Source organism: Streptomyces erythrochromogenes, from assembly GCF_036170895.1.
GTDB classification, from domain to species: Bacteria; Actinomycetota; Actinomycetes; order Streptomycetales; family Streptomycetaceae; genus Streptomyces; species Streptomyces erythrochromogenes.
The window spans coordinates 55151-80748 of record NZ_CP108037.1; the positions used below are offsets into that span (position 1 = coordinate 55151).

Consider the following 25598-nt stretch of genomic DNA (forward strand, 5'->3'; position numbering starts at 1 on the left):
TCGGGAGCGCCCCGTGACGCCAAATTCAATCTCGCCGACCACGAGCAGAGCGGACACCGGCGGGCAACCGAAGTTGTCCACCGCTGGGTGGAGGACCCGGTTGAGGTGCGCACCGCGGACACCGACGGGTGCGGCACATCTTGTGGGGCAGCGTGTTTCCCCGGCCTCCGGCGACGGCAGCAACCCGAGGGAAGCCGAAGGGGAGGGGCGGAGCGTGCAGGACGACTTACTGGTGGTGGGGTTCGACCTGGAGACCCGTCGGGAGGTGCACATCGCCGAGGGGCCGCCGGAGCGCTGGAAGCGCCTCGGGTACGGCGGCACGGGTCAGCTGGTGTGTTTCTACTGCTTCCACGGGTTCGAGGCCCCGGCGGGCACCCGGGTGCCGCTGGTGACGCGGGGGCGGCTGGGCGGGAAAGTCCGCCGCCACTTCGCGCACCCGCCCGGGCAGGCGCCGGCCGGGGGCCACGGACCGGAGACGGTCTGGCACATCACGACCAAGCACCTCTTGGCGGCGTGGGCCTGGTCGAGGCCCGGGGTCGACCGTGTGCGGCTGGAGCAGTGGACGGAGGATCACGACCGGCGGGCCGATGTCGAGGTGCTGCTGCGGGACGGCACGAAGATCGCGCTGGAGGCGCAGCGCAAGCTCATGACCGACGACGGGTGGCGGGCTCGGCATCGGGACTACGCGCGCCAGGGCGTCGTCGACGTCTGGTTCTGGCGGCCTCGGGTGCACTTCCCGCACGTGGTGCTCGACGAGGGTTTGCCGGTGTGGTTCTACTCCGTCTCGAAGCGGGAGGCGGCGACGTCGCTGGGGGTGCCGCACGCGCGCGCACATCAGTGGTGGCAGGCGCCGGACCTGTCGGTGTTCGGGCTGCACCATCCGCCGTGTGCGCTCGACGAACTGGAGCGGGTGACGATGCCGCTTGCCGCGCTCGGGCTGGGACCGGGCGGTGCGGTGCTGCCGGAAGATCTGCGAAAGCGAGTGCTCAACTCCCAGCAGGCGACGGAAGAAGAGGCGAAGCAGCGGAAGGACGGCGAGGCCCGGTACGCCCGAGCAGTCCGTGAGGCCCGGGACCGGGCCGCACGTGCGCCGACTCCTCTGCCGCTGCCACCGGTGCCGGCGGGTGGCCTGCGATGTGAAGTGTGCCGCCGTCCGCTGGATCCGCTGTTGGGGAAGAACCGGCGGCACCTCCTGTGCTGAGCGCCCCGGTTGACCCTGTTAGGTCTAACGGGCTCAACCGGGCAGGAGCAGGCGCTACAGGTGGACCAGGAGCTCGCGCACGGGCTTGGCAAGCTCGGCGTAGAAGTCGATGCGGTCCTGGGCCTGGAGGATCTGGGCGCAGACGGTGAGCATGCCGGGGCGGGCCTCGGGCCGGTCCAGGACGGGGGCGAGCTCGGTGCGGATGCGGGCTGCCGTCTCGGGGGTGAGCAGGGCGTACAGGTACAGGGTGGCCGCGTCGTAGCCGTACGGGGCGCGGCCCCACCCTTCCCAGTCCAGGATGTGCGGGCCGCGGGTGACGTTGCCGTAGTGGAGGTCTCCGTGGGCGGTGGTCCAGGTGACGTCCTCGACCTGGTGGCCGGTGAACTCGGGGATGACGCGGCGCAGGTACTCCTCGCGTACGGCCTCGCGGTCGGCCGGTGGCGGGACGTCGGCGAGGGCGTCCAGGGCGGCGGCCATCTCCTTCCACCACGTCTCGGGCAGGCCGGGGTCTTCGTCGAGGACGGGGCGCGGGGAGACCATCGGGTCGGGGGCGAGGGCGTACAGCTCGGCCCGGTACGCGTACGCGCCGGTGTTCCAGTCCCGGATGCGGAACAGGTCGGGGCGCGGCACCGCGGCGGGGAGGGCGCGGGAGGAGGAGGGGCCGTTCCACAGCTTGCCGCCCTCGGTGCCGGCCTCGGCGCAGACCACGCGCAGCCAGTGCGGGCCGGCGGCACCCGACAGGGTCCGGCCCCGGTACCCCCACACTCGGCGGCCGGTGGCGCGCAGGCCGAACTGGTCGGCGGCGTGCTGCTGGGCGGCCAGCATCCGGTCGGCGGTAGTGGGGGCGGGGGGCTCGAACACGGCGGGTCCTACCTCGGGTGGGAGACGGCGGCCGCGTCCTTGGATACCAGCTCGGTGGCGAGCGCCGCGACCTGTTCCACGGTGAGGCCGGAGCGCTCGGCCAGCTCTCCGAGGGTCAGGCGGGCTCCAGACACCAGAGCCTCCAGCACAGGTCGGACGGACGGGTGGAACTCCCATTCGTGTCCGGCGGCGCGCAGCACCACTGCTCCGTCGGCGCCCTCCAGAGCGGCCCGGGCCGTCGTGAGGGCCAGGATCAGGCCTCCCTCGGCGGGGACGTCGCCGATGTACGGCAGGGACGGGGCGGGGCGGCCGGGATCGCGCGCGTCCATGGACGCGGCGAACTCCGAGACGACGTGGGGGTGGATCGCCTCGGTGACCTCCTTGCGTAGCTGCTCGGCGTACTCGGCCCGCTCGGCGGGGCCAGCCACGATGGGCACGCCCGCCCGCAGGGTGGGGGAGTGGAGGAGCTGCCCGGCCAGCCACACCAGGAGGTGGTGGCCGGTCGCCGGGGTCAGGCCGCACGTCAGGTGCAGCGAGCGCCCCTCAGTGGCGGCCACGGCGTGCCACCAGCCGCGCGGTAGGTAGAGCATGTCCCCGGCCTGCAGGACCACTTCGGCGAGCGGCGGCCCCTCGGGCTTCTCGGGGGCTTCGACGTCCAGGCGCAGCGGGTCGGTGCGGGTGGGCCCGTAGAGGTTCCACCGCTTGGCGCCTTCGAGCTGGACGACGACGACGTCGTGGTCGTCCCAGTGGATGCCGAAGGCTTCGGTGGGGTGCCAGGAGGCGTACAGGTTGGCCTGGACGTCGGTGCGGAAGTGCCGCTCCAGGGCCTCGGCGAGGTTCTGGACGCCGGGGTGGAGCTTGTCGACCGCGTCGAGGACGAGGGAGGCGCCGTCGGCGATCTGCTGGTGCAGGCCGGAGGGTTCGACGCGTTGGCGGATCTCGGTGCGCTTGGTGACCGAGGTGTGGAGGTACTCGTACGGGGGGACCTGTGTGCCGTCGCGGAACAGGCGCAGGCGTGGGGCGTCGAGCCGGTGGCGGGCCACCAGGTCGTTCAGGTCGTCCCACGTGAACAGGCCGCGCAGCCCTGCGGCGGCCTGTGACCAGTGCTGGAAGGAGCGGCCGAAAGCCCCGGCGAGGAAGTCCCCGCCGAGGCTCCGGACCGCCGCGTCGATCGCGGTGGTCATGGTCGGCGATCAGTCGTTGCCGTCGCCCTTGCCGGTGCCGCCGCCGTCGGCGGCCCTGCGTGCGTCGGCTCCCTTGATGGAGCGGCTGGCCAGGATCAGACCGTTCATGACGTACTCCTTCTCTCGTGTCGAATGGAGCGTGGACGGCGCCCGCCGTCCCCAGGCGAGGTGGGCGCCAAGTACGGAACTGGCCGGAGGGGGAGCCCCTGAGGGCGTTGTCCCGGCCGGTTCCGTTCGACCATTGAAGGTCCGGGGAACAACACGGGGGAGGGCCGGATCGGGGTGCCGATTCCCTCTGCGGGGTGCCGCGTTGGGGGGCCAGGATGGTCTTTCGACACCCACACGCGGGGAGGCCCGGCATGGTGAGCCCGGACGGAATCGGTGAGCTGCTGCGCACGATCAGGGAGCGGGCGGACCGGACCCGAGAGCAGCAGGCGAAGCGCATGACGGCCGCCGGCCTCGTGTGCACGGTGGAGAACCTCAAGCGGTGGGAGACAGAACGCCGCTTACCAACCCCGGTCTGGCGCTCGGCGATCCGTGCCGTCTACGGCTTGAGCGACGAGCAGCTGGACCAGGCTCTGGAGAACACCCGGAGGCATCGCAGGCAGCAGAGGATGGAGGACGACGACGTGAAGCGACGCAAGCTGTTCACCCTGGCGGCGGCCACGGCGGGGTTCGCCGTGCTGCCCGGCATCGCGCAGGCCCGGGAGGGCATCGACACCGGCCTCGCCGGGGACGGTGCGGGTGACCTCACCTACCTGGAGGGCGCCTTCGAGCGGCACCGGGGCGGCTACAACGGCCGGGCCCCCGATGCGGTTCTCGGGGAGATGCGCGAGGACCTGGCGCTGCTCGCCGCGGTCCTGCGCCGGCCTCACCCCTCGAAGGACCGCGCCGACCTGGCCCGCACGGCCGCCGGGATCTCCGGCCTGGTGGCGATCGTGCAGCACGACAGGGGCGACCAGGCCGACGCGCACCGGTGGTTCGCCACCGCGGCGACGGCCGCCCGCGAGTCCGGGGACCGGCGGATGACGGCCTGGGTCCTGGGTCGGCACGCCATGGTCGGCCTGAACTACGGCGCCCCCGGGCAGGCCGCCCGCGTCGCCGCCCAGGCCCGCCGGGAGGCCGGAGCCCGTCCGTCCGGCGCGGCCGCGCTCGCGGCCGCCGTCAACGCCCGCGCCCTGGCCGCCGTCGGCGACATCCCCGGCGCACGCCGCGCGATCGACGACGTCCGCACCCTCGCCGAGCAGCTGGACGGCCCCGACGGCGCCGACACCTGGTTCGGGTACCCCACCCAGAAGCACCACGTGCACCTGTCGCAGGCGTACACGCTGCTCGGCGACACCCGCGCCGCCTACCGGGCACAGGACGAAGCCCTGACCCTGACGATCTCGCCATCGGTGATGACCCGCGCGCTGATCGCCATGGACACCGCCGCGTGCCTGCGCGTGGACGGGGATCCAGGGGCGGCCGCCGACATGGCCGCCGCCGTCTACGACCGGCTGCCGCCCGCCTACCGGAGCGGCCTGGTGCACTCCCGAGCCCAGCTGCTCCACCGGCACCTGGACGGCGCCCCGCGACGGCTGCTCGGTGAGGCTCTCGCCTGAAACTCCACCCGGTCCCGGTCCGCCCTCGATGTACCACCTTCGGCGGTTCCTGGTACGCGGGCGACTCGGGCGCGGGAGTCTGGAGGCCGCAGGCCGGCCGGTGAGCCGACCGCCTGCGTACTCGTCGGGGAGGGGCTGGTCGTCATGGACAGGGCGCTGAAGGCGTTGGGGACCGCGCACGTGGGGGCGGTGGGGGTGCTGCTGGACGACGGGAGTGAGCCCGGGCCGGTGTACTTCGACGTGGGCAGCGGTCCGAACATGCCGTCGTCGGCCGAGTGGCACGCCTATGACGGTCGGCGTGGGCGCCCCCGGGCCGCGGTCCTGCGGGGCAGCTGCTCGTGTGGCTGGCGCGGGGCGGCTGAGTACCCGCGCGACTGGAGCGCTCTCCCCGGCGACGAACCGCTGTACGAGGCCGACGTCGACCTGTCCGGGCCGATCGCGGACTACGAGGCCCACCTGTCGGTGATCCGGGACGGCGCCGTCCCGCTGCCCGCGGAACTTACCGCGCTCCTCACAGAGCTCGTCCGGCAACTCGACGTGCTGGCGACCAAGGAGCCGCTGGTGGCGTTGAAGGCCCTCGCCGACCTGCGGTACGTCATCGCACAGACCGGCCAGGACGCCGCGTACGAGCTCGGCGACAGTGGTGTGCCACTCAAGGTGGTGGCGACCGCGCTCGGCACGAGCGAGTCCGCGGCCCGCACGTATCTCAACGACTACCTCTGACGACCAGGCGGCGCACGCCCGTACTGCAGGCCGCCGGTTCAGGCGCTGCGAGGGGGGTTCCTCTTCGAGGCCGCCTTCTTGGCGGTCTTCTTCGCGGGTGTCCGCTTCGCGGCGGCCGCGGTGCTGCCGGTCTTCTTCGCCGCCGCCTTCTTGGCGGTGGCCTTCTTCTTGGCGGGCATCGGATGCACGGTGGCCGGCTCGCCGCGGGTGGCCTTCGCGTCCTGGACGGACTTCTCCAGCATCGCCATGAGGTCGACGACCTGGGCGGAGGCGGGCTCGGCCGGTTCGAGCGCTGGAGGACGTTCGCCGGCGGCCTTGGCGGCGATGACTTCCTCCAGGGCGGCCCGGTACTCGTCGCGCATCTGGCTCATGTCGTGGCCGGTCAGGGTTTCGGCGAGCGCGACGGCCGCGTCGACCTCCTCATCGGAGACGCTCACGTCGGGGACCGGGACCTGGTCGGTGGAGCGGATCTCGTCCGGCCAGAGCATGGCGTGCAGGACGATCACGTCGTCGAGGACGCGGAGCAGGCCCAGTCGCTCGCGGTTGTGCCACGCGAACTTGGCGACGGCTACCTTCGACGAGCGCTGCAGGGCCCGGCGCAGGAGCTCGTACGGTTTCGCGGCGACGCCTTCGGCGGCGAGGTAGTAGGAGGCGCCGATCTGGATGGGGTCGATGCTGTCGGTGGGGACGAAGGAGACGATCTCGATGGCCTTCGCGGTGGGCAGGGGCATCGCGTCGAGGTCGGCGTCGGTGACCGGGACCAGGGTGCCGGTGGCGGTCTCGTAGCCGCGGCCGATCTCCTCCTGGGCGAGTTCCTCGCCGTCGAGCTCGCAGACCTTGCGGTAGCGGATGCGGCCGCCGTCGGCGGTGTGGATCTGGCGGAAGGAGATGCTGTGCGACTCGGTCGCCGGGAACGCCTTGATCGGGATGGTGACCAGGCCGAAGCTGATCGCCCCGCTCCAGACGGGCCGCACCGCAACCTCCCTCGATGAGCCCCCTCCATTCCAGCCTCCCACCCGCCCGAACCAGGTGCGTATGGGTGCGCGGCCATCCGGGCCGGCGCTGGCTACAGGCGGTCGAGGACCTCGGCAGCAGCGCATTCCCCGCAGGCCCGGGCACTGGGCCTGGCGTAGGCGGTGACGGCGTCGTCGAGGGAGAGCTCCGGCCCGTCGGCGGGCGCCCGACCGCATCCGTACTCGTGCAGCACCGCGCCGCCGCGGGTGCGCTCGATCGTCCAGGCCCACCGCAGGTCCGTCCCGGGCGGGGGCGGCGCGAGGTAGGGGTGCGACGGCGCGCGTGCCTCCACGGGTACGGCGCTGTAGTCCTGGCCCTCCACGGGGCGCACGTACTCGTCGCCGCCGGCGGGGACCCAGACCGTGTACTCCACGGGCTCGACGTGCTGGTCGGCGGTGACGGACCAGACCGGCATGCCGACCCGGTATCGCCAGCCGGCCGGGGTCCAGCGCCGGGCGTGGAGCCGGGCCCGGACCTCCTGGCCGTCGGGGAGGGTCAGCCACACCGGCGGCCGGGTGACGGGGTCAGACATGCAGGTCAGGTGTGGACCGGCCGCTCCTGCCGGGCCTGCTGGCACGGCACGCAGAGCGGATTCGCCGGGGCGCCGTAGCGCGCGCAGGGAGATCCACATTTGGCGCATGGCCCGGTCTGGCTGGGCGCCCAGGTGGCGACGCCGGGGCGGGGCGCGGGGGTGGTCATGGGCTGGCTCCGGTGCGGACAAGGGATGGAGGTGGCACTCAAGTGAACCGTTTCGGCCGTGGCGAAAATCCGCCCCGGAACCGCGCCGCGCTGGACGCCATCTGCCGAATACGCCGTACAGCTCCGAAGAGCCCGGGCGCTAGGTCCCGGCACGACTACCGAGACCTAGAATAGAACACATGTCCGAGCTTCCGCCTGATCTCCTCCGTCTGAGGACGATCGTGACCTACCTGCGCTACGAGCTGGGCCGCGCCGAGCACGCGCTGGCCGCCGCGGAACAGACGTCGGCCGCCGCCGCACAGCGGCGCCCGCTCCCTCAACCGCCGGCGTGGGTGATCGAGCACGGCATCGGGGACGGACGGCCGCCGGTCAGCGTCCACGCCGGGGACTGCTGGGACCGCGGCAAGCGCTGGCGCCCGCTCAGCGCCGAGGAAGCCCGCCGTGCGCTAGCCGAAGGCGTACGTGCCTGCACCCACTGCCGCCCCGACACGGCGCTCGGCGTGATCGACTGAGATCAAGCGGTCCGGCCGCGACGAATGCTTTGTGGCACGACAAGTGCCATCAAGGGCTCTCCGCCCGAATACGCGGGAACGCACTCCGTTCGGCTCGCACCACTGGAGGATCGGACGCGTGATCGCCTTCCTGAAAGAGCACTCCACGATCCTCCTCGCCCTCCTCACCGTCGCGGCCGCGTTCGGCGGCACCTGGCTCGGATCACACATCCAGGCCAAGGGCGGACTCGCCCAGGCCAAAGCCGCCAAGGAGGCCGCCGAAACGGCGGCCGCCGCAACACTCCAGGCGGTCCGCGAGCAGAGTGACCGTGCTGCCGCCGCCACCCACGCCGCCGCCGTTCGCGACCGGCGCACGTCTTCGATAGCCGACCTGCTGCGCGCCACCCGCGAGCTCGTGCGCGCTCTGGACCGGCAGTACCGCGAGCCGGGAAACGACGCCACCATGAACACCCTCCACGAGGCGTTTATTCAGGCACGTGGAACCGTCGAACTGTGCGCCCCCACGAGCCTGCTCCCCGCTGTCAAGGAGCTCGCCAAGACGACGCGGAACCTGAACGACTTGGCACATGAGCGCGCCGAATCCAACCGCGCGATGACCCACCTGCAGACTCTGGAACGCGACGGGGTCGACGCCACGCCCCTCTACCGCGCCGTCGCAGCGCTGGAGACCTTCCGCACCGCCGCCTTAGCAGACGCTCCCAACGCCATGGAGCTGCATGACCAGGCGGAGGAAGCACTGCGCCAGGTCCCCCAGCTGCCCGAGCACGAGCGGGTCGTTCTCCTGGTCGACTGCTACTACGAACCTCTCCGCCCTGCGCTGTCCCGCCACAGGGACGAGCACTATCAGGCGATGAACGACGTCATCGAACAAGCCCGCTCCATCCTCGGCGTCAACGACTAACCCCTCCGGGCAGGTGACGCACCGCGGTTGCGGGTCTAACAGCCGGTCTTTCTCGACCTCCGACTCCTCGAAGGTTCGATGCGAACCCGTCCGCTGTCGAGCTCGGCCCGGATGTCTCATTGGGGTCGGCGTTCAGGGACTCGGGGACCCCGCAACGGACCCTTGGAGGAAGACGTTCCTCATGGATAACGCCTGGTCAGAGCATTTCGTGGACCGTATTTCCAACCGGTCTCTCAACACGGCATAGACTGGCGGCTGTTCGCATCACACCGCGGGCGCATCGCAGAGGGCGGGTTCTTCAACCAGACCCCGCCTTCGACGGGCGCACACGGCGTCAGCGGATGAGAGGACAACTGAACATGGCGCACATCGAGCAGAACGGTGAGCAGTCCGACCCCCTTGGGAAGGGCGAGCAGCCGGGATGCCGAGGTGCACACCGCAACGAGCGTTCCCCCCTCGACCTCATCTTGGTCGCCTTCGCCGATGACATCTCTGGATGGATCATCGACGGGGGTAAGTGGCTGTTCGAGAGCCTGAACAGCCTGTAGAACGCACTGCGCCCCCTGGTGGTGAGACACCAAGGGGCACTGGTTGTGGGTGTACCCACTCCGTGCAGCGGCTCCTCAGCGTTCTCAGGCGAAGGGGAGCCGTTGTCGTTCTATAGCCTGAGCCATAGCAACCCCACCTTAGTACACACTCTTATGTGTCAAGGATTCGTGGGACCGAACGGCAACCTGCTACCACTGATCAGCAGTGTTCGCCGGTTTGCGAGACTTCGGGGGTGACCACCACGCGCCGCCCGCTCGGGCACGGACCGGTCCCCGCCGTCGCCGACGAGGAGTCGCCGATGGCCTTTCGGGGGACAGCTGCAGACCGGGCGGCGGCAAACCAGTTCCGCCCGCCCGCTCCGGTGTCCGCTGCTTCTACCCCACCGGGACGCCGGCTGCTGGGTGAGGGCCCCGGCAGCTGACGGTGGTCACGCGGCGGTAGCCGTGGTGGGAGATGAACTGCGGCAGCCAGGCCCTACCGGTGGATGCGCGCGCATGGCTCGCCGTGGGCGTGGTTGAACTCGACGCAGAGCCGGGTGTTGTGGGGGAACTTCTTCCCGCCCTTCCACTTCCAGCTGACCATGGACATCTTGGTCAGAGCTGCGCTGACGGGGGTGGCGTCCTTCCAACCGGTGAGTTCGGACCTGTAGCCCTGGGGGGTGTAGGTGATCAGACGGGCCCGTACGCCGGTCCCGTGGCCGTCGATGTGCGCCCCGACGGTGTCGACCCGCAGGCCCTTGCCGTAGACGGACAGGCCGACCTTTCCGTCCGTGGCCTTGGCGTCAGCGTGCGCGGGCACCGCGGCGAACACGAGGGCTGCCGCCGTCATCATGTAGATCGTCTTCCGCATGACCATCCAACCGGTCCGGGACGGGAAGGTCACCGCCTCCACGAGGTTGTCCACAGGGAGGCCCCTGTCCACAGGCCGGCCCGCCGATGGTGATCAAGGTGGGACGATCACTCTCATCCCGAAGCGAGGAGGAGATGAGAATGACCACGTCAGCCCTGATGGAGCTGGATGCGCGGCTGGACTCCAAGAACACGGTGGCGGTTCTGGCGGCGGCCTGGGACGCGTTCACCTTGGCGGCCGAGGTCGCCGATGCGATCACGTTCGAGGAGGGCAGTGACGAGCTGCAGGCGATGGCCGCAGCCCAGCAGTCCATGGCCGGTCGGGACCTTCTGCCGTTGCCGCAGAGCGGCTGGGCCGTTGAAGCGACGGCGCCGGCTCCGGGCGCGGCCGGTCTCGATCGGCATGTGCACCTCCTTGAGCATGTCAGCGGTTCGCTGACGCGACTGTCGTCGGCCGCAGTGATCGATGTCGAGGCGGCACGTTCCCTGGGGCGGGCCGCGGAGTTGGCGGCCGGCGCGGCCCTGGCACTGTCCCAGGTCCGGGGGCACTGACGTGGCGACGTTGGGAGAGCTGTTCGACGTCGCGATCGCCCGGCTGGATGAGGTGGCCCGGACCCCGCTTGCGTCCATCGGCGCTGATGAACGGGCCGCCCTGGCCGGAGAGGTGGAGGGTCTGCTGTTACAGGTGCAGAAGAGCCTCGGCCCTCGGGCGTACACCCCTACCCCGACGACCGAGGAGCGGGAGCTGACAGCTGCAGAGAGGAACCTGAGCGACTGTCTGGACCTCGCGCGGGACTCGCTGAGTACGGCTCGGCGGTACTTGTCCCCGCAGGGCGGTGAGAGCCAGGCGTCCAGCCGAATCGCTTCCGCGACGCAGGCTCTGGGTGCGGTGCGCGACACGATCAGCAGCCACCTCGGGCCGGACCGGGCCGCGCTGACTCCGTACGCCTACCTCCTGCGGCACCAGAAGGCCTTCGACTACCTCGCCAGGAGGCAGGCGGAGGTCGCGTGGGCAGCCGGGCGCGTCGTCCACCGGCTCACGCAGGACGCTGAGCATCCCGGCGCGGTCGACGCCTTCAACCAGGCCAGAGCCTCCCTCGATCACGCATCCGTCTACGCACGGTCGTCGACCCGCGACGCCGATCACGACCTGGCCGCCTTCCCGACCGCCCTGCCGGTCGAACCGGTCCACGCCGCGTCAACGGATCCGACCAGCGCCATCACCGCCCGCCTCGCTGAGGACAGTGAGCGGCTGTCCCGGGCCGCGTACACCGCCCTCCACGACCGCGCGGATCAGCGGTTGAGCGGCTCGGACCTCCAGCAGATCTCCCGTTGGAACGCCATGGGCCGGCTGCTGGCGGGCCGGACGCTGCTCCATGTCGCGGAGGGCGTGACGGATGGCGCGGTCCGGGACAGCCTCAAGGACGCGGCGGCGGCGTTGAGGGGGTCGTCGAAGGCCTGGAAGGGGGCCGCCGAGGCCTGGACCCGCGTGGTGGACATCGGCGATCCGCGGGAGCATCCCGTACTGCCGCCGCCCGGCCTCGCGCAGGTGAAGCAGGGGACGGTCGCCAGCATGCCGTCGACCGACCCCCACCCCGCCGTGGTGATCTCCCGGACGAGCGTCGTGCGTCTGGGGCAGCTGCTGTTCGGCTCGCAGTGGACCCCGGAGCAGCCGCCGGGCAATGCCCGACCGGCGGCCGACGTCGTCGCCGATGCCGGAGGCGAGGGAGCTCTGGCCGCAGCGGCGTACCGGCTCTCCGCCACGGGATGGCAGATGGCGGCCGCCGCCCCATGGGTCGTGCGGCGGGCTGAGGCCGGGCTCGTGACGGACTCCGCGAACTACCGTCCGGCCGGCCTCGACAGGGACCGTCGCTTCTACCCCGCCCATCCCCGCCAGATCGAGGTGTTGACTGGGGCCTACTCGGCGGCGATGGGCGCGGAGCAGAAGGGCGCCGCTGCCTTGCTGACCGCCGCGCAGAGCGCGGGCACGCCCGTCCCGCGGGCCATGCTGGACGCGGCCGCCCACCGGTCGATCGCCCAGGAACAGAAGTGGGTCTCCGCGAGGCCGGTTCAGGCTCCCTCGCAGGTCCTGCCGCGGGCGCATGTTCCGACCGAGCTGGTGACCGGGCGCCGGCCGGGACTGCGCCGGTAACGCCGATCTGGCCGACAGGTTCCGGTGCGTGTGCAGGCCGAACCCTGCGCGCGCACCGGCCGCTCGTATCCGCGCACGGGTAAGGCGCGGGACCCGGGAGAATCATCCGGTGAGTACACCTGCGCAGTCACACCACCGCGGCCCCGGACGCGGCGTCAGCACCCTTATTCCGCAGAGCGCCACCGACCAGGCTCTGGCGGCGCTCACTGGTCTGGAGACCGTTCCCGTGCACGTCGGGCTCCTTCAAGCGGCGGCTCTGCTGCTGGAAGAGGCCGCGCGGACTACGACCGACGACGCGACGAGTTCCGCCATGACCAAAACAGCGGGGATGCTGCGCTCCGCGATGTAGGCGGCGGGTACCGGCAGCGCGGGGCGTCGCCCGGCGGGCGACGCCCCGCGCTCTACGCCGAAGCCCGCGGTGAACGGGCGGCTGATGGCGCAGGAGCGGCAACCTGCGGGGCTGGCATTGCCGCCTTCTGGGCGGCGTGGTGGGCAGTCCCGGGCGGCAGGGTCACCGACAGGCGGGCCGAATGCGCGTCGGCCGCTCTGGCCAAGCCCTGGAGGGCTTTGAGATCGGCGGGGGCGAAGCGTCCCGAGTCCACCGCCAGGGCGAGGAGGGCCTGTGCCCGTTCGGCAACCTGCCCGTAGGCGCCGACGGCCGGACCGGGCTCGGCGTCATGCGGGGGGAGTTGCGTCCAGGCGTCGCGGAACGCCAGCACCCTCTTATGGCTGGAGCCGACGACTTCCTTTCCCATGGGGCTTTGGATCCACGACTGGAAGCGCTCAGAGATTTCCTCCGCGGCCCGCACAGCATCGTCACGAGTGGCGTACGCGATCGGGTTGCCCCGCTCGACGAGCCGCTGCATCGGGATGCCGGCCTTGGGGTCCGGCTCCTTGACCGGGGTCGGCGCCGGCGCCTCTGTCACTGGCTCCGCCGAGGCGACGGTGCTGTAGGTGATGGCGGCGTCGGAGAGCTTCTGCAGGGCGTCGAAGGCGGGCAGATCAGGGCGGAGACGGTTGGCGAGTGCTGTGGCGGAGTCCGAGATCGCCTCGCAGGCCCGAATGGAGACCGTCTTCCAGAACCCTTGGAAGCGCACGTCGTTCCGGAGGCGCTCCCAGTAGTCGCCGGCCTGCGTCTTCATCACATCCCAGACGTTGCGCAGGGCGCTCCGGACCGTCTGGATCCGCTGCCACTCCGGGTCGCCCTTGAGCGCGTCGGCGTGGGTGTCGACGCCCGCCGCGGCTGTCTCGACAGCTGCGGCCGCTTCCGGAACGGGCGGTGTGGGCGCTGACGGTGTCGGCGAGTCCGGGGCCGGGGGTGTTTCGGCGGCTGGCACGGAGTCGGCTGCTGGTGCCTGGGTGCCCGGGCGCAGGACGGCGAGGTCGGGGGCGACGGCTTCGCGGAGCTCTGCGGCGGGGGTGGGCATGCCGAGCTCGTCCCAGGCGGCCATCGCTTCCTCGAACTCCGCCCAGTGGAGGTCGGACGGGTCGGGACGACGGTCTGAAGGCGTCGCCGGGGGCGCCTGTGAAGGTACTGGCGTCGGCGTCGGTGGGTGCGCGGGGCGGGCGGTGTTCTGCCACAGGGGCATGGCGTCGCTCGACGGCTGCTGCTGTACGACTGGTGTGGCCATCGCTGGTACCTCCACTGTGTTGTGCGCCGCGGCGGGCGGCGCCGACTGGGAATCGGCGGTGTGGTCCGGCTGGACGCTGTCGCGTGGGGAGCCTGGCGAGCGAGCTCCGGCGTCGTTGTGTTCCTGAGCGGTTGGGGCTGGGGTGGGGCCCGGCTGCTGGGAGGCGGGCCCCCGAGCCGCTCTTTGCAGGGCGGCTTCCAGGTATGTGTCATCGGCGCCTGTCGCGGACGTCCGGGTCGGCCGCAGCCCGGTGGTGGCGCGCGGCCAGTACGGCGAACGACGTGAACCGCCTGTCCCCGAGCCCGTCACTGACCAGCCTTGTGTCACCGACCCGGCCCACCAGGGCGTCGCTGTATCCGCGGCGGGCGGCGGACGCGATCTCAGCACCGTCCGGACCGAACACGGTGACCGCGCTGCCCTTGATCAGGGCGTGGTAGCCCGGTACCCCCTCCACCGCCTGGGCCCCCTCGGGCAGCAGAACAGGTGCGACGCCGTCCTCGTCGGCCGAGGTGGGGTGCTCGATGCGGATGGTCACGAAGCCTCCTCTACAGCGGCGCGTTCAGCTCGGCTTCGCGGCGGCCGAGCTCGGCGGCCGCCGGGTGAACCGCCGGGGTGCTCGTCGCGTCGGAGAGCTTCAGGTACAGCTCGAAGGCCTCGAAGCTGCCGGACGGCGGGGGAACGATGAGCGGCGGGTCCTGGTGGGTGCCGGTCGCGCAGGCGGCGAGCTGAAGGCGCGGCACGAAGTTGTGAAGGGTGTTGATCCAGTCGGCCTCGGCGAGCTCGCGCCCGGGCGCCTCTTCCCCGGCGTACGTGCGGATCCAGCCGGTGTAGAGGGCGGTGAGGTGCTCGACGACGGCGGAGTGCCGGTACCAGCAGTACGTGATCGTGTTGTGGAGCTCGAAGGTCCTGCGGAGCCAGTCGACCCATGCGTCCAGCTCGCGCATCCGGATGCGTCGCTCCTGGGGCTCCATGGCCGCCCACACCCAGCGCTGTGGCTCGGGCTTCGCGGCGGCGCCGGGCGGCATCGGCCAGAGGTCTGCGGGGTTGGTCAGGTCGGACACGTGCGCCTCCTGGCGGTCGTACAGCTACTTCTTGGCGGTGCCGGCCTTGGGCTCGGCAAGGAGCTTCTTGAGGTCCTTGTCGCGGAAGGTGAGACGCATCCGGACCTTGATCGGCGGCAGGTTGGTGTACTGGGCGATCGCGGTGAAGTCGGGGAGCTGCTGCAGGGAGTGGACGGGCGCGAGGTCGGTCTCGGTGGCCTGGGTGTTGGTGGAGTGCTCGCCGCGGGACCGGCCGTGGCTGGTCTTCATGACCTCGGTGCGTCCGTAGAGGCCGGAGAAATAGCGCAGGGTCTCCAGGTCGCCGCAGCCGGGCAGGAGCATGCGCAGGCCGCTGGCGCTCAGAACCGTGTTGGCCTTCTGGACGCCGAGGGATTCGCGGAGCTGGGAGAGGTCGTGCCAGACGGTGAGCATGGCGATGCCCATGCCGCGGCCGGTGGTGAGGATGTTGGGCAGGCGGGGGTAGCGGAACATGTTGCCGGCCTCGTCGACGAGGACGCCGACGCTGGGGTTGATGGGCTTGCCGGTCGCGTTGTAGCGGGACTCCGCGGCGTGGATGGCTCCGGCGATCAGGGAGCTGATGAGCGGGGCGAAGCGGTCCGCGTCGGCCTCCGAGGCGATGATGCAGATGGTGCCCCGCCGGTCGAGCCACTCCTCGAAGGTGAAGTCGGAGTGGGAGCAGGTTTCGCGGACCTCTTCGTCGGCGAAGACGCGGGCCAGGACGTTGAGGCTGAACTGGATGGAGCCGATGCCGTCTTCGTGCAGGCGCAGCCAGGGGGAGGCGTAGTCGTCGGCGACGTCGGTGTAGCCGTGGGCCAGGAGGACGGCGCGGACGTAGTCGACGGCGTCCTTGCCGAGGCCGATCCAGCGGCGCATGTCGCTGATGCCGCCGCCGGAGAGCTGGGCGGCCAGCATGATGCCCTTGAGCACGCTTTTGGCCTGGTCGATCCAGGGGGCGGCGCGCTTGTCGTCGCCGGAGGAGGACGCCTCGGCCATCCAGGCGGCCATCCGGTCGGCGGCCTTGGCGTCGGTGCAGTAGGCGACCGGGGACCAGTGGTCGGTGGCGCGGCCGGGGATGCCGGCCGGTGCGATGACCCAGACTGGGCCGATCGCGCTGCGGCGGTCGTAGATGATGTCCAGGTCGGCGGCCTTGGTGGTGGTCACCACCAGCGGTCCCTGCCATTCGGCGGCGTTCGGGAGGACCAGGCCGGTGGTTTTCGACGAGCCGGGAACCCCGAACACGGTGGCGGAGATGTTGGGCTGAGCGGCCACGATGTTCTTCGTCCGCAGGCCACGCCCGGCGGTGATGCGGTTGGTCCGCTTCAGCGGGTCGCTCGCCGCCGCCATCTTCCGCTCGATCTTCGCGCCGCCCCACTGCGCGCCGCCCGACTTTCCGCTGAAGGACAGCAGGGTGGCCGCCTTCACGAGGAGGCCGCCCACGGCCAGCACGAGAAGGACCGTGAGGCCGTAGAACAGCCAGGAGGGCGGGGCCGGCTGGTAGACGGAGCCGGGCCCCTTGGCGAGGGCGGAGATAACGGTGACGGGGACGCTGTCGGCGCTGCGCACCCAGCCGTTGCCGGAGAGCAGGCCGGCGAGCGGCCCGGCCAGGAGGACGGAGCCGCCGACCGTGACGACCAGGCCCGCGCCGTACGCGGCGAGGAGCGTGTTGTCGTCCAGGCCTGCGGCGGACGGGCCGGAGCCGCGGTCGGGCATGTCAGATCACCATCTTCTCGTCGGTCTCGAAGAGCCGTTCCTCGGTGCGGGAGAGAACCAGCTGGACGGCGTGGCCAGCGCCGCGGCCGACTTTCCAGAGGGCTCTGCCGCGCTGGCCGGCGCCCCAGGAGCCGATGAGGTTGCACTCGGAGTCGGTGAGTCCGATGGCCTCGCGGGTGATCTGCAGGGGCCGGGTGTCCTGGGCGAGCTGGATGCGGGTCTCGCAGGAGGCGATCAGGTCGCGGGCGATAGCGACGGCCTCGGAGCCGGCCGCGCCGACGGACTCGAAGTCGGAGAGGCGGTGGGTGGCCAGGACCTGGATCGTGCCGGTGGCGCGGGAGAGGCGCAGGTCGGCGTCGATTTTTTTGACCATGGTGGCGCCGCCGGAGCGCATCTGCCGCCAGAGCTCGTCGCGGACGACTATCCACGGCCGCTGACCGGGCTGGTCGATGGCCGACTGCGCCCACGTCGAGACGCAGGACAGCACCATGGCGACGGTCTCGTCCCCGTACTCCTGCAGGGCGGAGATGTCGACGGACTGGATCGGGGCCTCCCAGTCCAGGTCGATGGAGGTGGCCTCGTCAAAAAGCCCGCCCAGGTGGCCGGTGACCATGCCGCCGAGGGCGGAGCGGATGGAGGCCATCTGCTCGCGGGCCCGCTGGACTTCGCCGTCGCGGATACGCAGCTCGCGGGCCATGGCGTCGGTGGGGTCGCGCAGCCGGTCGTAGACGAGCGGCAGGGTGGGCACCGCGAAGCGGGAAGCGCCCGCGCCGTGGAGCTCGCCGGTGACTTCGCGGACCGCGACGTCGAGGGCTTCTTCCTCCTGGGGCAGGAGGGTGCGCTTCAGCTGGAGTTCGAGGAGCGCCTTGAGGAGGGTGAGGCGGCGGCGGTGGATCTCGGCGAGGCGTGCCTTGAGCTCGGCCGGGTCCTTGATGAGGTCCAGGCCGCGTCCGAGCGGGCCCGCGTCCAGGGGGTTGAGTCTGCCGGGCAGGCCGGGGCCGAGCCGTACGGGCTCGACGCCGAGGTGGCGGCACAGCCCCGCGTACTCGCCCTTCACGTCGCCAGCCACCAGAGTCCGGTGGCCGAACGCCATCAGGCGCAGCGAAAGGGCTTTGACGTGCGCGGACTTACCCGATCCCGGGATCCCGGTGATCATGACGTTGGGGTTGGTGCACAGGCCCTCCTTCACCCAGACCGCGGGGTGGGCGCTGAACGCCTCCGTGGTCAGGACGTTGCGGCCGATGTAGGCGCCGATGGGCGGCAGGCTCGCCGCGTGCAGGAACGGGTAGAGGCCGGCGGCGTTCGCAGTGTCCGCGCGGACCACTTCGGTGCGCGGCATCGCGGCGGTGCGGCCGGCGAACGGCTGGCTCCAGCCCCGCTTGGGGGCGACACGCATCGACGTCGCCGGGTCCTCCAGCAGGCGGGCGCGGCGCAGCTCGCGGGCCGTTCGCTGCGGCGGGATAGGTGCGGGCGCACGGTCGGCGACGCCGGCGGCCTCCTCGATGCCGATCGCTTCGAGGAGGGTGTCGCCGGCCGGGCGACGGGAGAAGAGACCCATGTCAGAACCCCATCCGACGGTCGGGCAGGCCCTGGCCGAGGGGGAGGGCGCCGGTGGCGAATCCGATGTCCTGAGCGCCCCACATGCGGCGCACCTCCAGTCCGGCGGCCGCGGCGTCGGCCTGGAGTTCGGCGCAGGCCGTCTCCAGCTCTCCGAGGTCGGTGACGGTGACGGTGAGGACCGAGGTCATCCGCATGACGCCCTGGCCGGAGGCGCGAGCGACGTCCTGCTGGCGGGCGATGGCCTCCTCGCGGCGCTCGTCCTCGCTCTCGTCACGGCCCGACTTGGCGCGCAGGTGGCGGGCGGAGGACCGCTTGGCCTTGTCCCGGGCGAGTTCCTGGCGGGCGCGGCGCGGGCCGATGGGCTCGAAAAGCAGGCTCATCGCCCGGCGGGCGTTCTGCCGGGGCCGCAGCAGGGGCTGGAGGATCGTCGCGAACACCTCGGCCTGCGGCCAGGTGCGGACCTGGTAGGACACCGACCAGGCGCCGTCGTGCCGGTAGACGCCCCACGCCGTCTCGGCGGCGGCGGGGCCGGCGAGGTCCGGGTCGAGACCGGGCGGGGTGCCGGTCCAGTCGGGGCTCTGGGCGGCAGCGTTGCGGGTGGCAAGGTCCTGCTGAGCCTCGGGGTCGTAGGCGGTCCGTACGGTCTGGGCCACCTTGCGGGGCGGGAGCCACTCCACCACCTGCAGGCTCGCCGTCGACAGGCCCTGGCCCATGGCATGGAGTTCACGGACGAGGACGGCGGCGGCGCCGACCTGGCCGCCGCCGGCGCCCTTGATGGCGAGGCGGGCCCGGGCAGCGGAGAGCGTGACCGTCAGGTAGGTCTCGCGCGAGGCGGCGGCCGGGCCGGCGCTGTCCATCAGCTCGGTCAGCGCGGTCACGGCCGCGGGCGGCGCGTCCGCGGTGATGTGGCGGGCGGTCCAGGACATCAGTGCGGCGCCGTCGTCGGGCAGGCACCGCTGGTGCACGGCGATACGGACGACCGGGGAGTCCTCGGTGCAGTAGCCGCGCAGGAACTGCGCCCAGGCGGCGACGCGGGCAGCCTGCTTGTCGGTGTCGACGAGGGCGAGGCCGGGGAACGTAATGCGGGCGACGGCGCTGTAGGTGCCGGCGACGGGGTCGTGGACGACGCCGAGCTGGCCGCCGAGTCCGTCGGGGGCTTCGAGGATCCGCAGGCGGGCCAGGACGCCGGGCAGGTCCATGGGCTGGCGGCCGTTGGAGGCGGCGCGTGGGGCGAAGGCGCCGGAAAGGAACACGTTGCGTCGGGTAGCCACGGAGATCTGGTGCCTTACTGCGAGAGAGATCCATTCGTCGGCGCTGAGCCCTGACACCCGCCCGAAGGCGAGCACGAGGAGGAGCAGAGCGACGGGCACGCACACGAAGGTGGCCTGCCAGCCGACGTTGAAGGGCAGGAGCGCGAGCAGGGATGCGGCGGCGACCATCGCGAAGCCGGGCCCGGACAGCCGGCCCATGAAGCCGGTCGTCTCGGACTGCCAGCCGCCGTAGGAAACGGGCTGGGACATGTCATCCCTCCTTTCGAGGGGCCGGGGTGGGCCGCGGGCCGGGGTCCGGCATCTCGGTCGGCGCTCCGACCGGCGTGGGTGCGGGGGACGGCTGCCTGCGCGGCGGGATGACCACGTGCCGACCGCCGCCGCCGCCCGGTTCGAGGCCTGCGTGGGCGGCAGTGCTGCCCAGGCCGGACTCCAGGGAGTCCTTGCCTGCCGCCACGACCTGGAGCCCGAAGGCGGCCATGCCGACGGCCCGGCCGCCGAAGCGTCCTGCCGACTTGGCCGCACCACCGCCGCTGGCGGCAGTCGCGGGGGAAGGGGATGCGGCGCTGGTGGCATTCTCGGACTCCAGGGCCTTGGTGTAGTTCGAGCCGCCGCCGACCGATCCGGCGCCGCTGGGTTCGGGGCGGTAGCCGCCGGACATGGAGGAGGCGGAGGATCCGGCGGAGCTGAGCCAGCCGGAGACCATGGCGGAGCCGGAGCCGTTGGTCGTGAAAACCATGAACTTCGCCAGGGCCGGCCAGCACAGCGCGGCGGCGAGGAACATGACGAACCCGACGAGCATGTTCTGCACGCCCTTGCCCTCGGACATGGCGAAGAAGCCGATGGAGAAGCAGGCGACGATCGCGGGCTTCATCAGGACCAGGGAGATGAAGGCGTTGCGGGCCTTGGGCCACCATTCGGAGGTGGCGTCCGAGAGCTGTCCGGCCAGGGTGATGGGCATCGTGGCGACGATGAGCATGATGCCGACCTGCCGCATCAGGATCTCCACCCACAGGGCGGCGATGACCAGGATGCAGACGATGCCCACGACGATGACGACGCCGACCGCCGAGGCGGTCACGGTCTCGCCGGCGATGAGCGCGCCGCCAGCGGTGGCGGCGCCGCCGCCCCCGGTGATCAGGCCGCCGAACAGCGTGCCCAGCTGCTCCTGCATGGCCTTCGTCGCGGCTGCTTCACCGCTGCCGCCGCCGTCGAAGGTCTTGTTGATGATCCACGTCGATACGGCGTCCGACCAGGTCAGGGCGGTCTGGGCGACGCCCCAGTACACGGAGGAGATGATGGCCCACTTGGCGAGGCCGGTCAGGGCGGTGGCCGCCGGGCCGCCCTGGTGGCTGACCGCGACCTTCCCGAACTGGATCAGCAGCAGGAAGACGGCCAGGACCGCCGACAGGGAGGTCATCATCAGCGTGAACTTGGCGATGCCGGTGTCGTCGAGGTTGATGGAGGAGTTCTCGTTGAACAGCGTCGCGAACTCCGTCAGCAGCCATACGACGGACTTGCCGATGTAGGAGGCGGCCTCCTTCAGGGCATTGGAGGCGAATTCGCTGAATTTGCCGGCTACCCACTCCAGTGGTCCCTTGGCGGGCGGCGGGTATTTCGCCTCGCCTTCCTTCTGGCACACCGTGAAGGGCCGTCCGTCGCGCACGACGCAGTCGGTGAGGAACTGGTTCAGCGGCTCGTAGTTCTTCCACTGCTTGTCGGGGAAGTCCTTGCGCCACTGCTCCAGGCGGCGGATCTCGGCTTCTTTCTGGGCCTGAGGATCGCACTCCGCGGCGCCGGTACCGTCCGCGCCTTCGCAGATCTTCGTCCGGCCGGGGAAGGGCGGGTCGTCGGGACCGGGAAGCCGGCAGATGGCACGGTCGTCGATCTGGTCGACCAGGCAGTACTTGCCGCGGGTGTCGAGCCCAATGGTGAACTGGTCCCAGTCCTTGGGGATGGGGTCCGGCGGGCCGACCGAGGCGTGGTGCTTCGGGTCGTCGGCGGCCACGGCGATCGACAGGACGGCGCCGGCGCCGAGGAAGGAGAACAGGGCGCAGAGCAGGACGACGACGCGGGTTGCGCGCACGAGACGGTCAGTTCGCATGCCGGACCTGGACCCAGCCGTCGCTCCAGGCGTACGGGCTGTTGGGCTCGTAGGCGACGGGGAAGTCGCCGAGGACGTCGTACTTGTCGGTGAACTTCCAGGCGCCGTCCTCCCACTTCACGACGAAGCTGATGGTGGCGCCGCGCATCGGGTTGGGGTCCGTGCCGCCCTTGGGGCCGGTGGCGAAGCGGTCGTAGGAGAGCCAGACCTGCATGACATCGCCGACGGGCAGGCCGGGGGCCTTCAGTGTCTTGCCGCGGGCGGCGTGGACGGCGGTCGTGAAGCTGACGTCGGCCGGGATCCCGCCCGAAGGGGCCAGGCCGAGTACTTCGCGCATCTTGCGGATCTCGGAGACCTGCTTGTCGACGTAGCCGGGGGCGTCCTTCGACACCACGGCGTTGAGCTGCTGGGCGGCCTTCTCGTCGTCGAGCCAGGCGAACTCCTCCCACCAGTACACGGCCGCGGAGATCCCGCCGCTAGGGGAGCCGGGAAAGCCGATGGCGACCCCGTCCTTGTGGTCGGTGGGCTTGCGCAGGCTGATCTTCTGGGCCCGCTCCGGCGTCATCGGAGCGTCCGTCGCGGTGCCGCCGGTCGGGGCGGGGCTGCTGGCGGACGGGCTGGCACCGGCCTGCGGGGCGCCCTTGGCGTCGTCCCGCATCAGGGTGGCCGCCGCAAATCCGCCCGCCACCAGGAGTCCGGCCACCGCGACGACGATCGCGGCGAGGATGAGGCGGGCCCGCCGGGCCTTGAGCCCGGTGTCCGTGCTCACGCGCTCGTCATGGTGTAGACGGCCAGGACCAGCGACGACGTCAGGCCGATGCCGCCGGCGCCGATGAGGCTCCACAGCACGCCCTGCTTGCCCCGGGCGGCCAGCGCGGCCCGCTCCGTGTTGTGCCCGACCGCCACCAGGGCCCACCCGCTGAGACCGCCGAGGACGGCGAGGGCAAGACCGCCGCCCGCAGTCCAGGCCAGGATCGTCTTGACCGGGGTGTTGACCGAGTCGGGCAGGGCCGGGTCGAAGTCGGGGACGGGCCCTACGCCGTCGGCCAGGACGACGAGGCCGGGGTCGGTGGCAAGGGTGTGCAGGCTGTTCAGGAGCTGGCTCATGGTCGGGGGTTCCTCGTCAGACGGCAGGGACGTGGGCAGGGGGAAGCGGCGCAGGCTGCGGCGCGGCGGGTAGCGGATCGCCGAAGGCCTGGCAGGCGGCGTAGAGGACGGCGGTGGCCAGGTCGCGCGCCGCCTGGCGGGTGCGCGTACGGATCCGGGCCGGCTCGGCCTGGAGTCCCTGAGCGCGGATGTCCGCATCGTGGGGAAGGTGGACCACGGCGGAGGTCCGGGCGGAGAGCATGGTGGCCGCGGCCCGGGCAACGGCAGGTGGGCGGCCGTCGGATCCGGCGAGGACGACGACGGTGCGCTGGAGCGGGAGGCCTTCGGCGTGCAGGAGCATCACGGCCTGCTGCAGGGCCTGGACGCCGTCAGCGGTGGCCTGAGCGCACAGGACGGGCACGGCGAAGGGCAGTTCACACCACGCGCGGGTCAGGCTCGATGCGCCGTCGTCCGCACACCGGGCCGCCAGCAGGTCGTGGGCTATCGGATGGGCCGTGTCCGCGACCAGGGCCTGCCACCCGCCTGCGGCGGCAAGCTGGTACCAGGCGGCTGCGGGGGCTGGCAGGGCCAGCGGAGCAGCACTCCATTCGCGGCCGTCCGTCAGCACGTCCCAGTCACCTTGGGGTGCGCGGCGCACCGCTGCGGCAGCACGGATCTGGGCGCGGGTCAGGGGGACGTCGTGAGGAAGAGCGGCGAGGCCGGCGGCCTGGGCCGCTCCGGTCCAGGTGGGCCAGGGAGAGCCGAGGCGCGGGGCCAGGTCGAAGACGACGGTGTCGGCCACCTCTGCCAACTCGTCGGCGAGCAGGTGCGCAACGGTGGACCGCGCGCTGCCGCCCGCCGCAGCCAGGACCGGCACAACGAGACGAGAGGCCGCAGCAAATTCCAGGATCGCCGGAATGCCCTTTTTACTCACTAATCCCCCCGAGCCCGCCACGCAAAGCCGTCACTAATGTGAACGTCGCATGTTCACCGCCCCGCAGACGGAATGCATCGGCACCCTACACCGGGGTCCTGACATCGCCTGAGCGGTATTCATCACCCGCACCTGCGAGCGGAAATGGCATAGTGTCACGATCTGCGACGCGAAACCACGTGGAATAACAACCAGCCAATATGGCTGGTTTCGATCTTCGTGGACGCAAATCCGGGGGATGCGTGAGGGAGCGCGATGGGGGCGAAGAGGTGGATGGGGCTTGCCGCGGCCGGCGTGGTGGCGACCCCTCTGGCGCTGGGAATAGGTCTCGTACTACTCGTCGCCGCGGTAGCGGAGGATGACAGCAAGGGCCGCAGCGTCGGCACCTGGCCGACGGCCGGCGCGCTGCGCATCGGCGGCCGCGACGGAGTTCCGGCGGAGTACGCCCAGCTGATCATCGACGCCGCTGCCCGCTGCGACCAGGGCCTGCCTCCCGCGATCCTCGCCGCCCAGATCTGGGCCGAATCCGCCTTCAACCCCCGCGCCGTCTCCTACTCCGACCCGCCGGCCAACACCCGCCCGCTCGCCCGCGGGATCAGTCAGTTCATCGCCGGCACATGGGAGTCCGAGGGCATCGACGGCGATGGTGACGGCGACCGGGATGTCTGGGACCCCAAGGACGCCATCCCCTCGCAGGGCTCGATGATGTGCAAGCTCCTGCGGACCGCGAAGGGCCATCCCGAGTACAGCGGGTCCCCCATCGAGAAGGCGCTGGCCGGCTACAACGCGGGGTGGGGAAGGGTCGAGCAGTTCAAGGGCGTCCCGCCGGTCAGCTTCGCGCAGGGCCAGACGTACAACTACGTCAAGGCGATCATGGCGCAGTCGGCGAAGTACACGGCCTCGGGCGGCGGCGGTGGCCCGGTGCAGCTGCCCGCCGGCTTCGAGCTGCCGCCCGACACCCCGCCCCAGGTCCGCACCGCCGTGGCCTGGGCCCTGGCCCAGAAGGACGGCTGGTACCAGCTCGGCGGCGACTGCACCAACGCCCTCGGCCCGAACCCCCGGCACTGGTGCGACTGCTCGTCCCTGATGCAGCAGGCGTACAAGGCGGCTGGCATCACCATCCCGCGCGTCACCTTCGACCAGATCAACCTGCCGCTCCAGGTCGGCCTCGACAGCCCGAAGCCCGGCGACCTCGTCTTCAACGCCGGCAGCGACGGCTCGGCCGCCAGCCCCGGGCACGTCGGCATGTACATCGGCTCGGGCCTCCTGATCGAGTCCCCGCGGACCGGAGTCCGCACACGGATCGTCCCGTACAGCAGCTGGCGCAACTCCACGAACTACATGACCAGGGCGACAGGAATTCGACGGGTGGTCGCGTGGTGACCGACACGAACACCGGAGACACCGTGCACGAAGACCTCTTCCGCCCCTGGGGTCTGGTCGACCCCGCGTACTGGACGACGGCGGACGCAGAAGAGACAGCCGCTCCCGCCGAAGTCCCCCTCGTCGCGGAAGCTGGTGTCGTCAGCGACGAGGTCGCCGCCGAGCTGGCCGCCGTCCAGGCCGCTGCGGCCACCGACCTCGCGCACGCCGGCGTCATCGCCGAGAAGCTCGACGCGAAGACCACGGCAGCCCGTGGCGAGCGGCACATCGAGACGGTGCGGGTACGGGAAGTACGGGCCTACCTCGTACTGCTGTCCGGCCACCACGAGACCGCGGTGGCCTGGTACCTCCACGTCGTCCGCCTGCATGCTGCCCTGCACGGCCCGGACCACGAAGAGACCACGCTCGCGGTTCGGCGCGCCTACAGCATGTGGAAGGACCTGCCGCCCTCGCAGGCAGACCTCCTTGCACCTGAGCTGGTGGAGGCGTTCACCGCAGTGCAGGGAGCCGGCCTTGACGCAGTGCGACGGATCCAGATCCAGCTTGCACAGCGGGACACGAGCAGCACGCAGGCGGCCCAAGCCGTGGTGATTGCCACCTGATGCGCACCGCC

General features: G+C 71.4%; 26 protein-coding genes. 11 read left to right on the top strand and 15 right to left on the bottom strand.

The features are described 5' to 3' along the window. The first annotated feature begins 214 nt into the window (after positions 1-214). The gene (locus OHA91_RS39560; RefSeq protein WP_328741239.1) at positions 215-1201 is read left to right on the top strand and encodes a competence protein CoiA family protein; all 987 of its coding nucleotides are present in this window, start codon (positions 215-217) and stop codon (positions 1199-1201) included. Positions 1202-1255: 54 nt separating this feature from the next. Here OHA91_RS39560 and OHA91_RS39565 read toward each other — a convergent pair whose 3' ends face one another. Both OHA91_RS39565 and OHA91_RS39570 read right to left on the bottom strand, forming a co-directional pair. Continuing rightward, the gene (locus tag OHA91_RS39565) at positions 1256-2062 is read right to left on the bottom strand and encodes a phosphotransferase (RefSeq protein ID WP_328741240.1); all 807 of its coding nucleotides are present in this window, start codon (positions 2060-2062) and stop codon (positions 1256-1258) included. A gap of 8 nt (positions 2063-2070) precedes the next feature. Continuing rightward, positions 2071-3246, bottom strand: a complete 1176-nt coding sequence (locus OHA91_RS39570) for a cupin domain-containing protein (protein WP_328741241.1) — start codon at positions 3244-3246, stop codon at positions 2071-2073. Between the two features lie 359 nt (positions 3247-3605). Between OHA91_RS39570 and OHA91_RS39575 the strand changes: the two genes are divergently transcribed. Together OHA91_RS39575 and OHA91_RS39580 are read left to right on the top strand one after the other, a co-directional pair. After that, on the top strand, positions 3606-4850 hold the full coding sequence (locus tag OHA91_RS39575) for a transcriptional regulator (RefSeq protein ID WP_328741242.1): 1245 nt from the start codon (positions 3606-3608) through the stop codon (positions 4848-4850). Positions 4851-4994: 144 nt separating this feature from the next. After that, complete coding sequence (locus OHA91_RS39580; RefSeq protein ID WP_328741243.1) at positions 4995-5573, top strand: hypothetical protein; 579 nt, start codon at positions 4995-4997, stop codon at positions 5571-5573. Positions 5574-5611: 38 nt separating this feature from the next. Here OHA91_RS39580 and ku read toward each other — a convergent pair whose 3' ends face one another. After that, positions 5612-6547, bottom strand: a complete 936-nt coding sequence (gene ku, locus OHA91_RS39585; RefSeq protein WP_328741244.1) for a non-homologous end joining protein Ku — start codon at positions 6545-6547, stop codon at positions 5612-5614. Positions 6548-6639: 92 nt separating this feature from the next. Beyond that, positions 6640-7119, bottom strand: a complete 480-nt coding sequence (locus OHA91_RS39590) for a DUF6233 domain-containing protein (RefSeq protein WP_328741246.1) — start codon at positions 7117-7119, stop codon at positions 6640-6642. Positions 7120-7465: 346 nt separating this feature from the next. Here OHA91_RS39590 and OHA91_RS39595 point away from each other — a divergent pair, with 346 nt between their 5' ends. From OHA91_RS39595 to OHA91_RS39605, 3 genes are all read left to right on the top strand, one after another. After that, positions 7466-7798 carry a DUF6233 domain-containing protein gene (locus tag OHA91_RS39595; RefSeq protein ID WP_328741247.1) on the top strand — a complete coding sequence of 111 codons (333 nt, stop codon included), beginning with the start codon at positions 7466-7468 and terminating at the stop codon, positions 7796-7798. Positions 7799-7916: 118 nt separating this feature from the next. Then, the gene (locus OHA91_RS39600) at positions 7917-8699 is read left to right on the top strand and encodes a hypothetical protein (protein WP_328741248.1); all 783 of its coding nucleotides are present in this window, start codon (positions 7917-7919) and stop codon (positions 8697-8699) included. A gap of 359 nt (positions 8700-9058) precedes the next feature. Next, complete coding sequence (locus tag OHA91_RS39605; protein ID WP_328741249.1) at positions 9059-9247, top strand: hypothetical protein; 189 nt, start codon at positions 9059-9061, stop codon at positions 9245-9247. A gap of 475 nt (positions 9248-9722) precedes the next feature. Here OHA91_RS39605 and OHA91_RS39610 read toward each other — a convergent pair whose 3' ends face one another. After that, positions 9723-10151, bottom strand: a complete 429-nt coding sequence (locus OHA91_RS39610) for a hypothetical protein (RefSeq protein WP_328741250.1) — start codon at positions 10149-10151, stop codon at positions 9723-9725. An 86-nt stretch (positions 10152-10237) separates the two neighbouring features. Between OHA91_RS39610 and OHA91_RS39615 the strand changes: the two genes are divergently transcribed. The 3 genes from OHA91_RS39615 to OHA91_RS39625 all read left to right on the top strand — a co-directional run bounded on the left by OHA91_RS39615 (position 10238) and on the right by OHA91_RS39625 (position 12597). Further along, positions 10238-10648: a hypothetical protein gene (locus OHA91_RS39615; protein WP_328741251.1), complete on the top strand. Its 411-nt coding sequence runs from the start codon at positions 10238-10240 to the stop codon at positions 10646-10648. Position 10649: 1 nt separating this feature from the next. After that, positions 10650-12248: a hypothetical protein gene (locus OHA91_RS39620; RefSeq protein ID WP_328741252.1), complete on the top strand. Its 1599-nt coding sequence runs from the start codon at positions 10650-10652 to the stop codon at positions 12246-12248. 109 nt (positions 12249-12357) lie between these two features. Beyond that, entirely contained in the window at positions 12358-12597 is a 240-nt protein-coding gene (locus tag OHA91_RS39625; protein WP_328741253.1) for a hypothetical protein, read from the top strand. Positions 12598-12649: 52 nt separating this feature from the next. Here OHA91_RS39625 and OHA91_RS39630 read toward each other — a convergent pair whose 3' ends face one another. From OHA91_RS39630 to OHA91_RS39675, 10 genes are all read right to left on the bottom strand, one after another. Further along, positions 12650-13879 (bottom strand): hypothetical protein, encoded by a 1230-nt coding sequence (locus OHA91_RS39630; RefSeq protein ID WP_328741254.1) that lies wholly within the window; start codon positions 13877-13879, stop codon positions 12650-12652. Positions 13880-14087: 208 nt separating this feature from the next. Continuing rightward, the gene (locus OHA91_RS39635; RefSeq protein ID WP_328741255.1) at positions 14088-14414 is read right to left on the bottom strand and encodes a hypothetical protein; all 327 of its coding nucleotides are present in this window, start codon (positions 14412-14414) and stop codon (positions 14088-14090) included. Positions 14415-14424: 10 nt separating this feature from the next. Beyond that, positions 14425-14940, bottom strand: coding sequence for a hypothetical protein (locus OHA91_RS39640; RefSeq protein ID WP_328741256.1), 516 nt, complete (start codon positions 14938-14940; stop codon positions 14425-14427). A 24-nt stretch (positions 14941-14964) separates the two neighbouring features. Next, the gene (locus OHA91_RS39645) at positions 14965-16650 is read right to left on the bottom strand and encodes a type IV secretory system conjugative DNA transfer family protein (protein ID WP_328741257.1); all 1686 of its coding nucleotides are present in this window, start codon (positions 16648-16650) and stop codon (positions 14965-14967) included. Between the two features lies 1 nt (position 16651). Next, positions 16652-18208, bottom strand: coding sequence for a type VI secretion protein (locus OHA91_RS39650; RefSeq protein ID WP_328741258.1), 1557 nt, complete (start codon positions 18206-18208; stop codon positions 16652-16654). A gap of 1 nt (position 18209) precedes the next feature. Next, positions 18210-19730, bottom strand: a complete 1521-nt coding sequence (locus OHA91_RS39655; RefSeq protein WP_328741259.1) for an SCO6880 family protein — start codon at positions 19728-19730, stop codon at positions 18210-18212. Between the two features lies 1 nt (position 19731). Further along, entirely contained in the window at positions 19732-21582 is a 1851-nt protein-coding gene (locus tag OHA91_RS39660) for a hypothetical protein (RefSeq protein WP_328741260.1), read from the bottom strand. Then, the gene (locus tag OHA91_RS39665) at positions 21572-22351 is read right to left on the bottom strand and encodes a hypothetical protein (protein ID WP_328741261.1); all 780 of its coding nucleotides are present in this window, start codon (positions 22349-22351) and stop codon (positions 21572-21574) included. The genes OHA91_RS39660 and OHA91_RS39665 overlap by 11 nt, the downstream gene beginning before the upstream one ends. Next, complete coding sequence (locus tag OHA91_RS39670) at positions 22348-22689, bottom strand: hypothetical protein (RefSeq protein ID WP_328741262.1); 342 nt, start codon at positions 22687-22689, stop codon at positions 22348-22350. Before OHA91_RS39670 ends, OHA91_RS39665 begins: the two co-directional genes overlap by 4 nt. 16 nt (positions 22690-22705) lie before the next feature. After that, positions 22706-23545, bottom strand: a complete 840-nt coding sequence (locus OHA91_RS39675; RefSeq protein ID WP_328741264.1) for a hypothetical protein — start codon at positions 23543-23545, stop codon at positions 22706-22708. A gap of 312 nt (positions 23546-23857) precedes the next feature. Here OHA91_RS39675 and OHA91_RS39680 point away from each other — a divergent pair, with 312 nt between their 5' ends. Both OHA91_RS39680 and OHA91_RS39685 read left to right on the top strand, forming a co-directional pair. Continuing rightward, entirely contained in the window at positions 23858-24985 is a 1128-nt protein-coding gene (locus OHA91_RS39680) for a C40 family peptidase (protein WP_328741266.1), read from the top strand. Beyond that, positions 24982-25587: a hypothetical protein gene (locus OHA91_RS39685; RefSeq protein ID WP_328741267.1), complete on the top strand. Its 606-nt coding sequence runs from the start codon at positions 24982-24984 to the stop codon at positions 25585-25587. The genes OHA91_RS39680 and OHA91_RS39685 overlap by 4 nt, the downstream gene beginning before the upstream one ends. Positions 25588-25598 lie beyond the last annotated feature (11 nt).

Bases quoted from the DNA above. Each gene is read 5' to 3' on its own strand.
- OHA91_RS39570 (WP_328741241.1), bottom strand. From the start codon at position 3,246: ATGACCACCGCGATCGACGCGGCGGTCCGGAGCCTCGGCGGGGACTTC.
- OHA91_RS39575 (WP_328741242.1), top strand. From the start codon at position 3,606: ATGGTGAGCCCGGACGGAATCGGTGAGCTGCTGCGCACGATCAGGGAG.
- OHA91_RS39580 (WP_328741243.1), top strand. From the start codon at position 4,995: ATGGACAGGGCGCTGAAGGCGTTGGGGACCGCGCACGTGGGGGCGGTG.
- OHA91_RS39590 (WP_328741246.1), bottom strand. From the start codon at position 7,119: ATGTCTGACCCCGTCACCCGGCCGCCGGTGTGGCTGACCCTCCCCGAC.
- OHA91_RS39595 (WP_328741247.1), top strand. From the start codon at position 7,466: ATGTCCGAGCTTCCGCCTGATCTCCTCCGTCTGAGGACGATCGTGACC.
- OHA91_RS39605 (WP_328741249.1), top strand. From the start codon at position 9,059: ATGGCGCACATCGAGCAGAACGGTGAGCAGTCCGACCCCCTTGGGAAG.
- OHA91_RS39615 (WP_328741251.1), top strand. From the start codon at position 10,238: ATGACCACGTCAGCCCTGATGGAGCTGGATGCGCGGCTGGACTCCAAG.
- OHA91_RS39630 (WP_328741254.1), bottom strand. From the start codon at position 13,879: ATGGCCACACCAGTCGTACAGCAGCAGCCGTCGAGCGACGCCATGCCC.
- OHA91_RS39645 (WP_328741257.1), bottom strand. From the start codon at position 16,650: ATGCCCGACCGCGGCTCCGGCCCGTCCGCCGCAGGCCTGGACGACAAC.
- OHA91_RS39650 (WP_328741258.1), bottom strand. From the start codon at position 18,208: ATGGGTCTCTTCTCCCGTCGCCCGGCCGGCGACACCCTCCTCGAAGCG.
- OHA91_RS39655 (WP_328741259.1), bottom strand. From the start codon at position 19,730: ATGTCCCAGCCCGTTTCCTACGGCGGCTGGCAGTCCGAGACGACCGGC.
- OHA91_RS39660 (WP_328741260.1), bottom strand. From the start codon at position 21,582: ATGCGAACTGACCGTCTCGTGCGCGCAACCCGCGTCGTCGTCCTGCTC.
- OHA91_RS39670 (WP_328741262.1), bottom strand. From the start codon at position 22,689: ATGAGCCAGCTCCTGAACAGCCTGCACACCCTTGCCACCGACCCCGGC.
- OHA91_RS39680 (WP_328741266.1), top strand. From the start codon at position 23,858: ATGGGGGCGAAGAGGTGGATGGGGCTTGCCGCGGCCGGCGTGGTGGCG.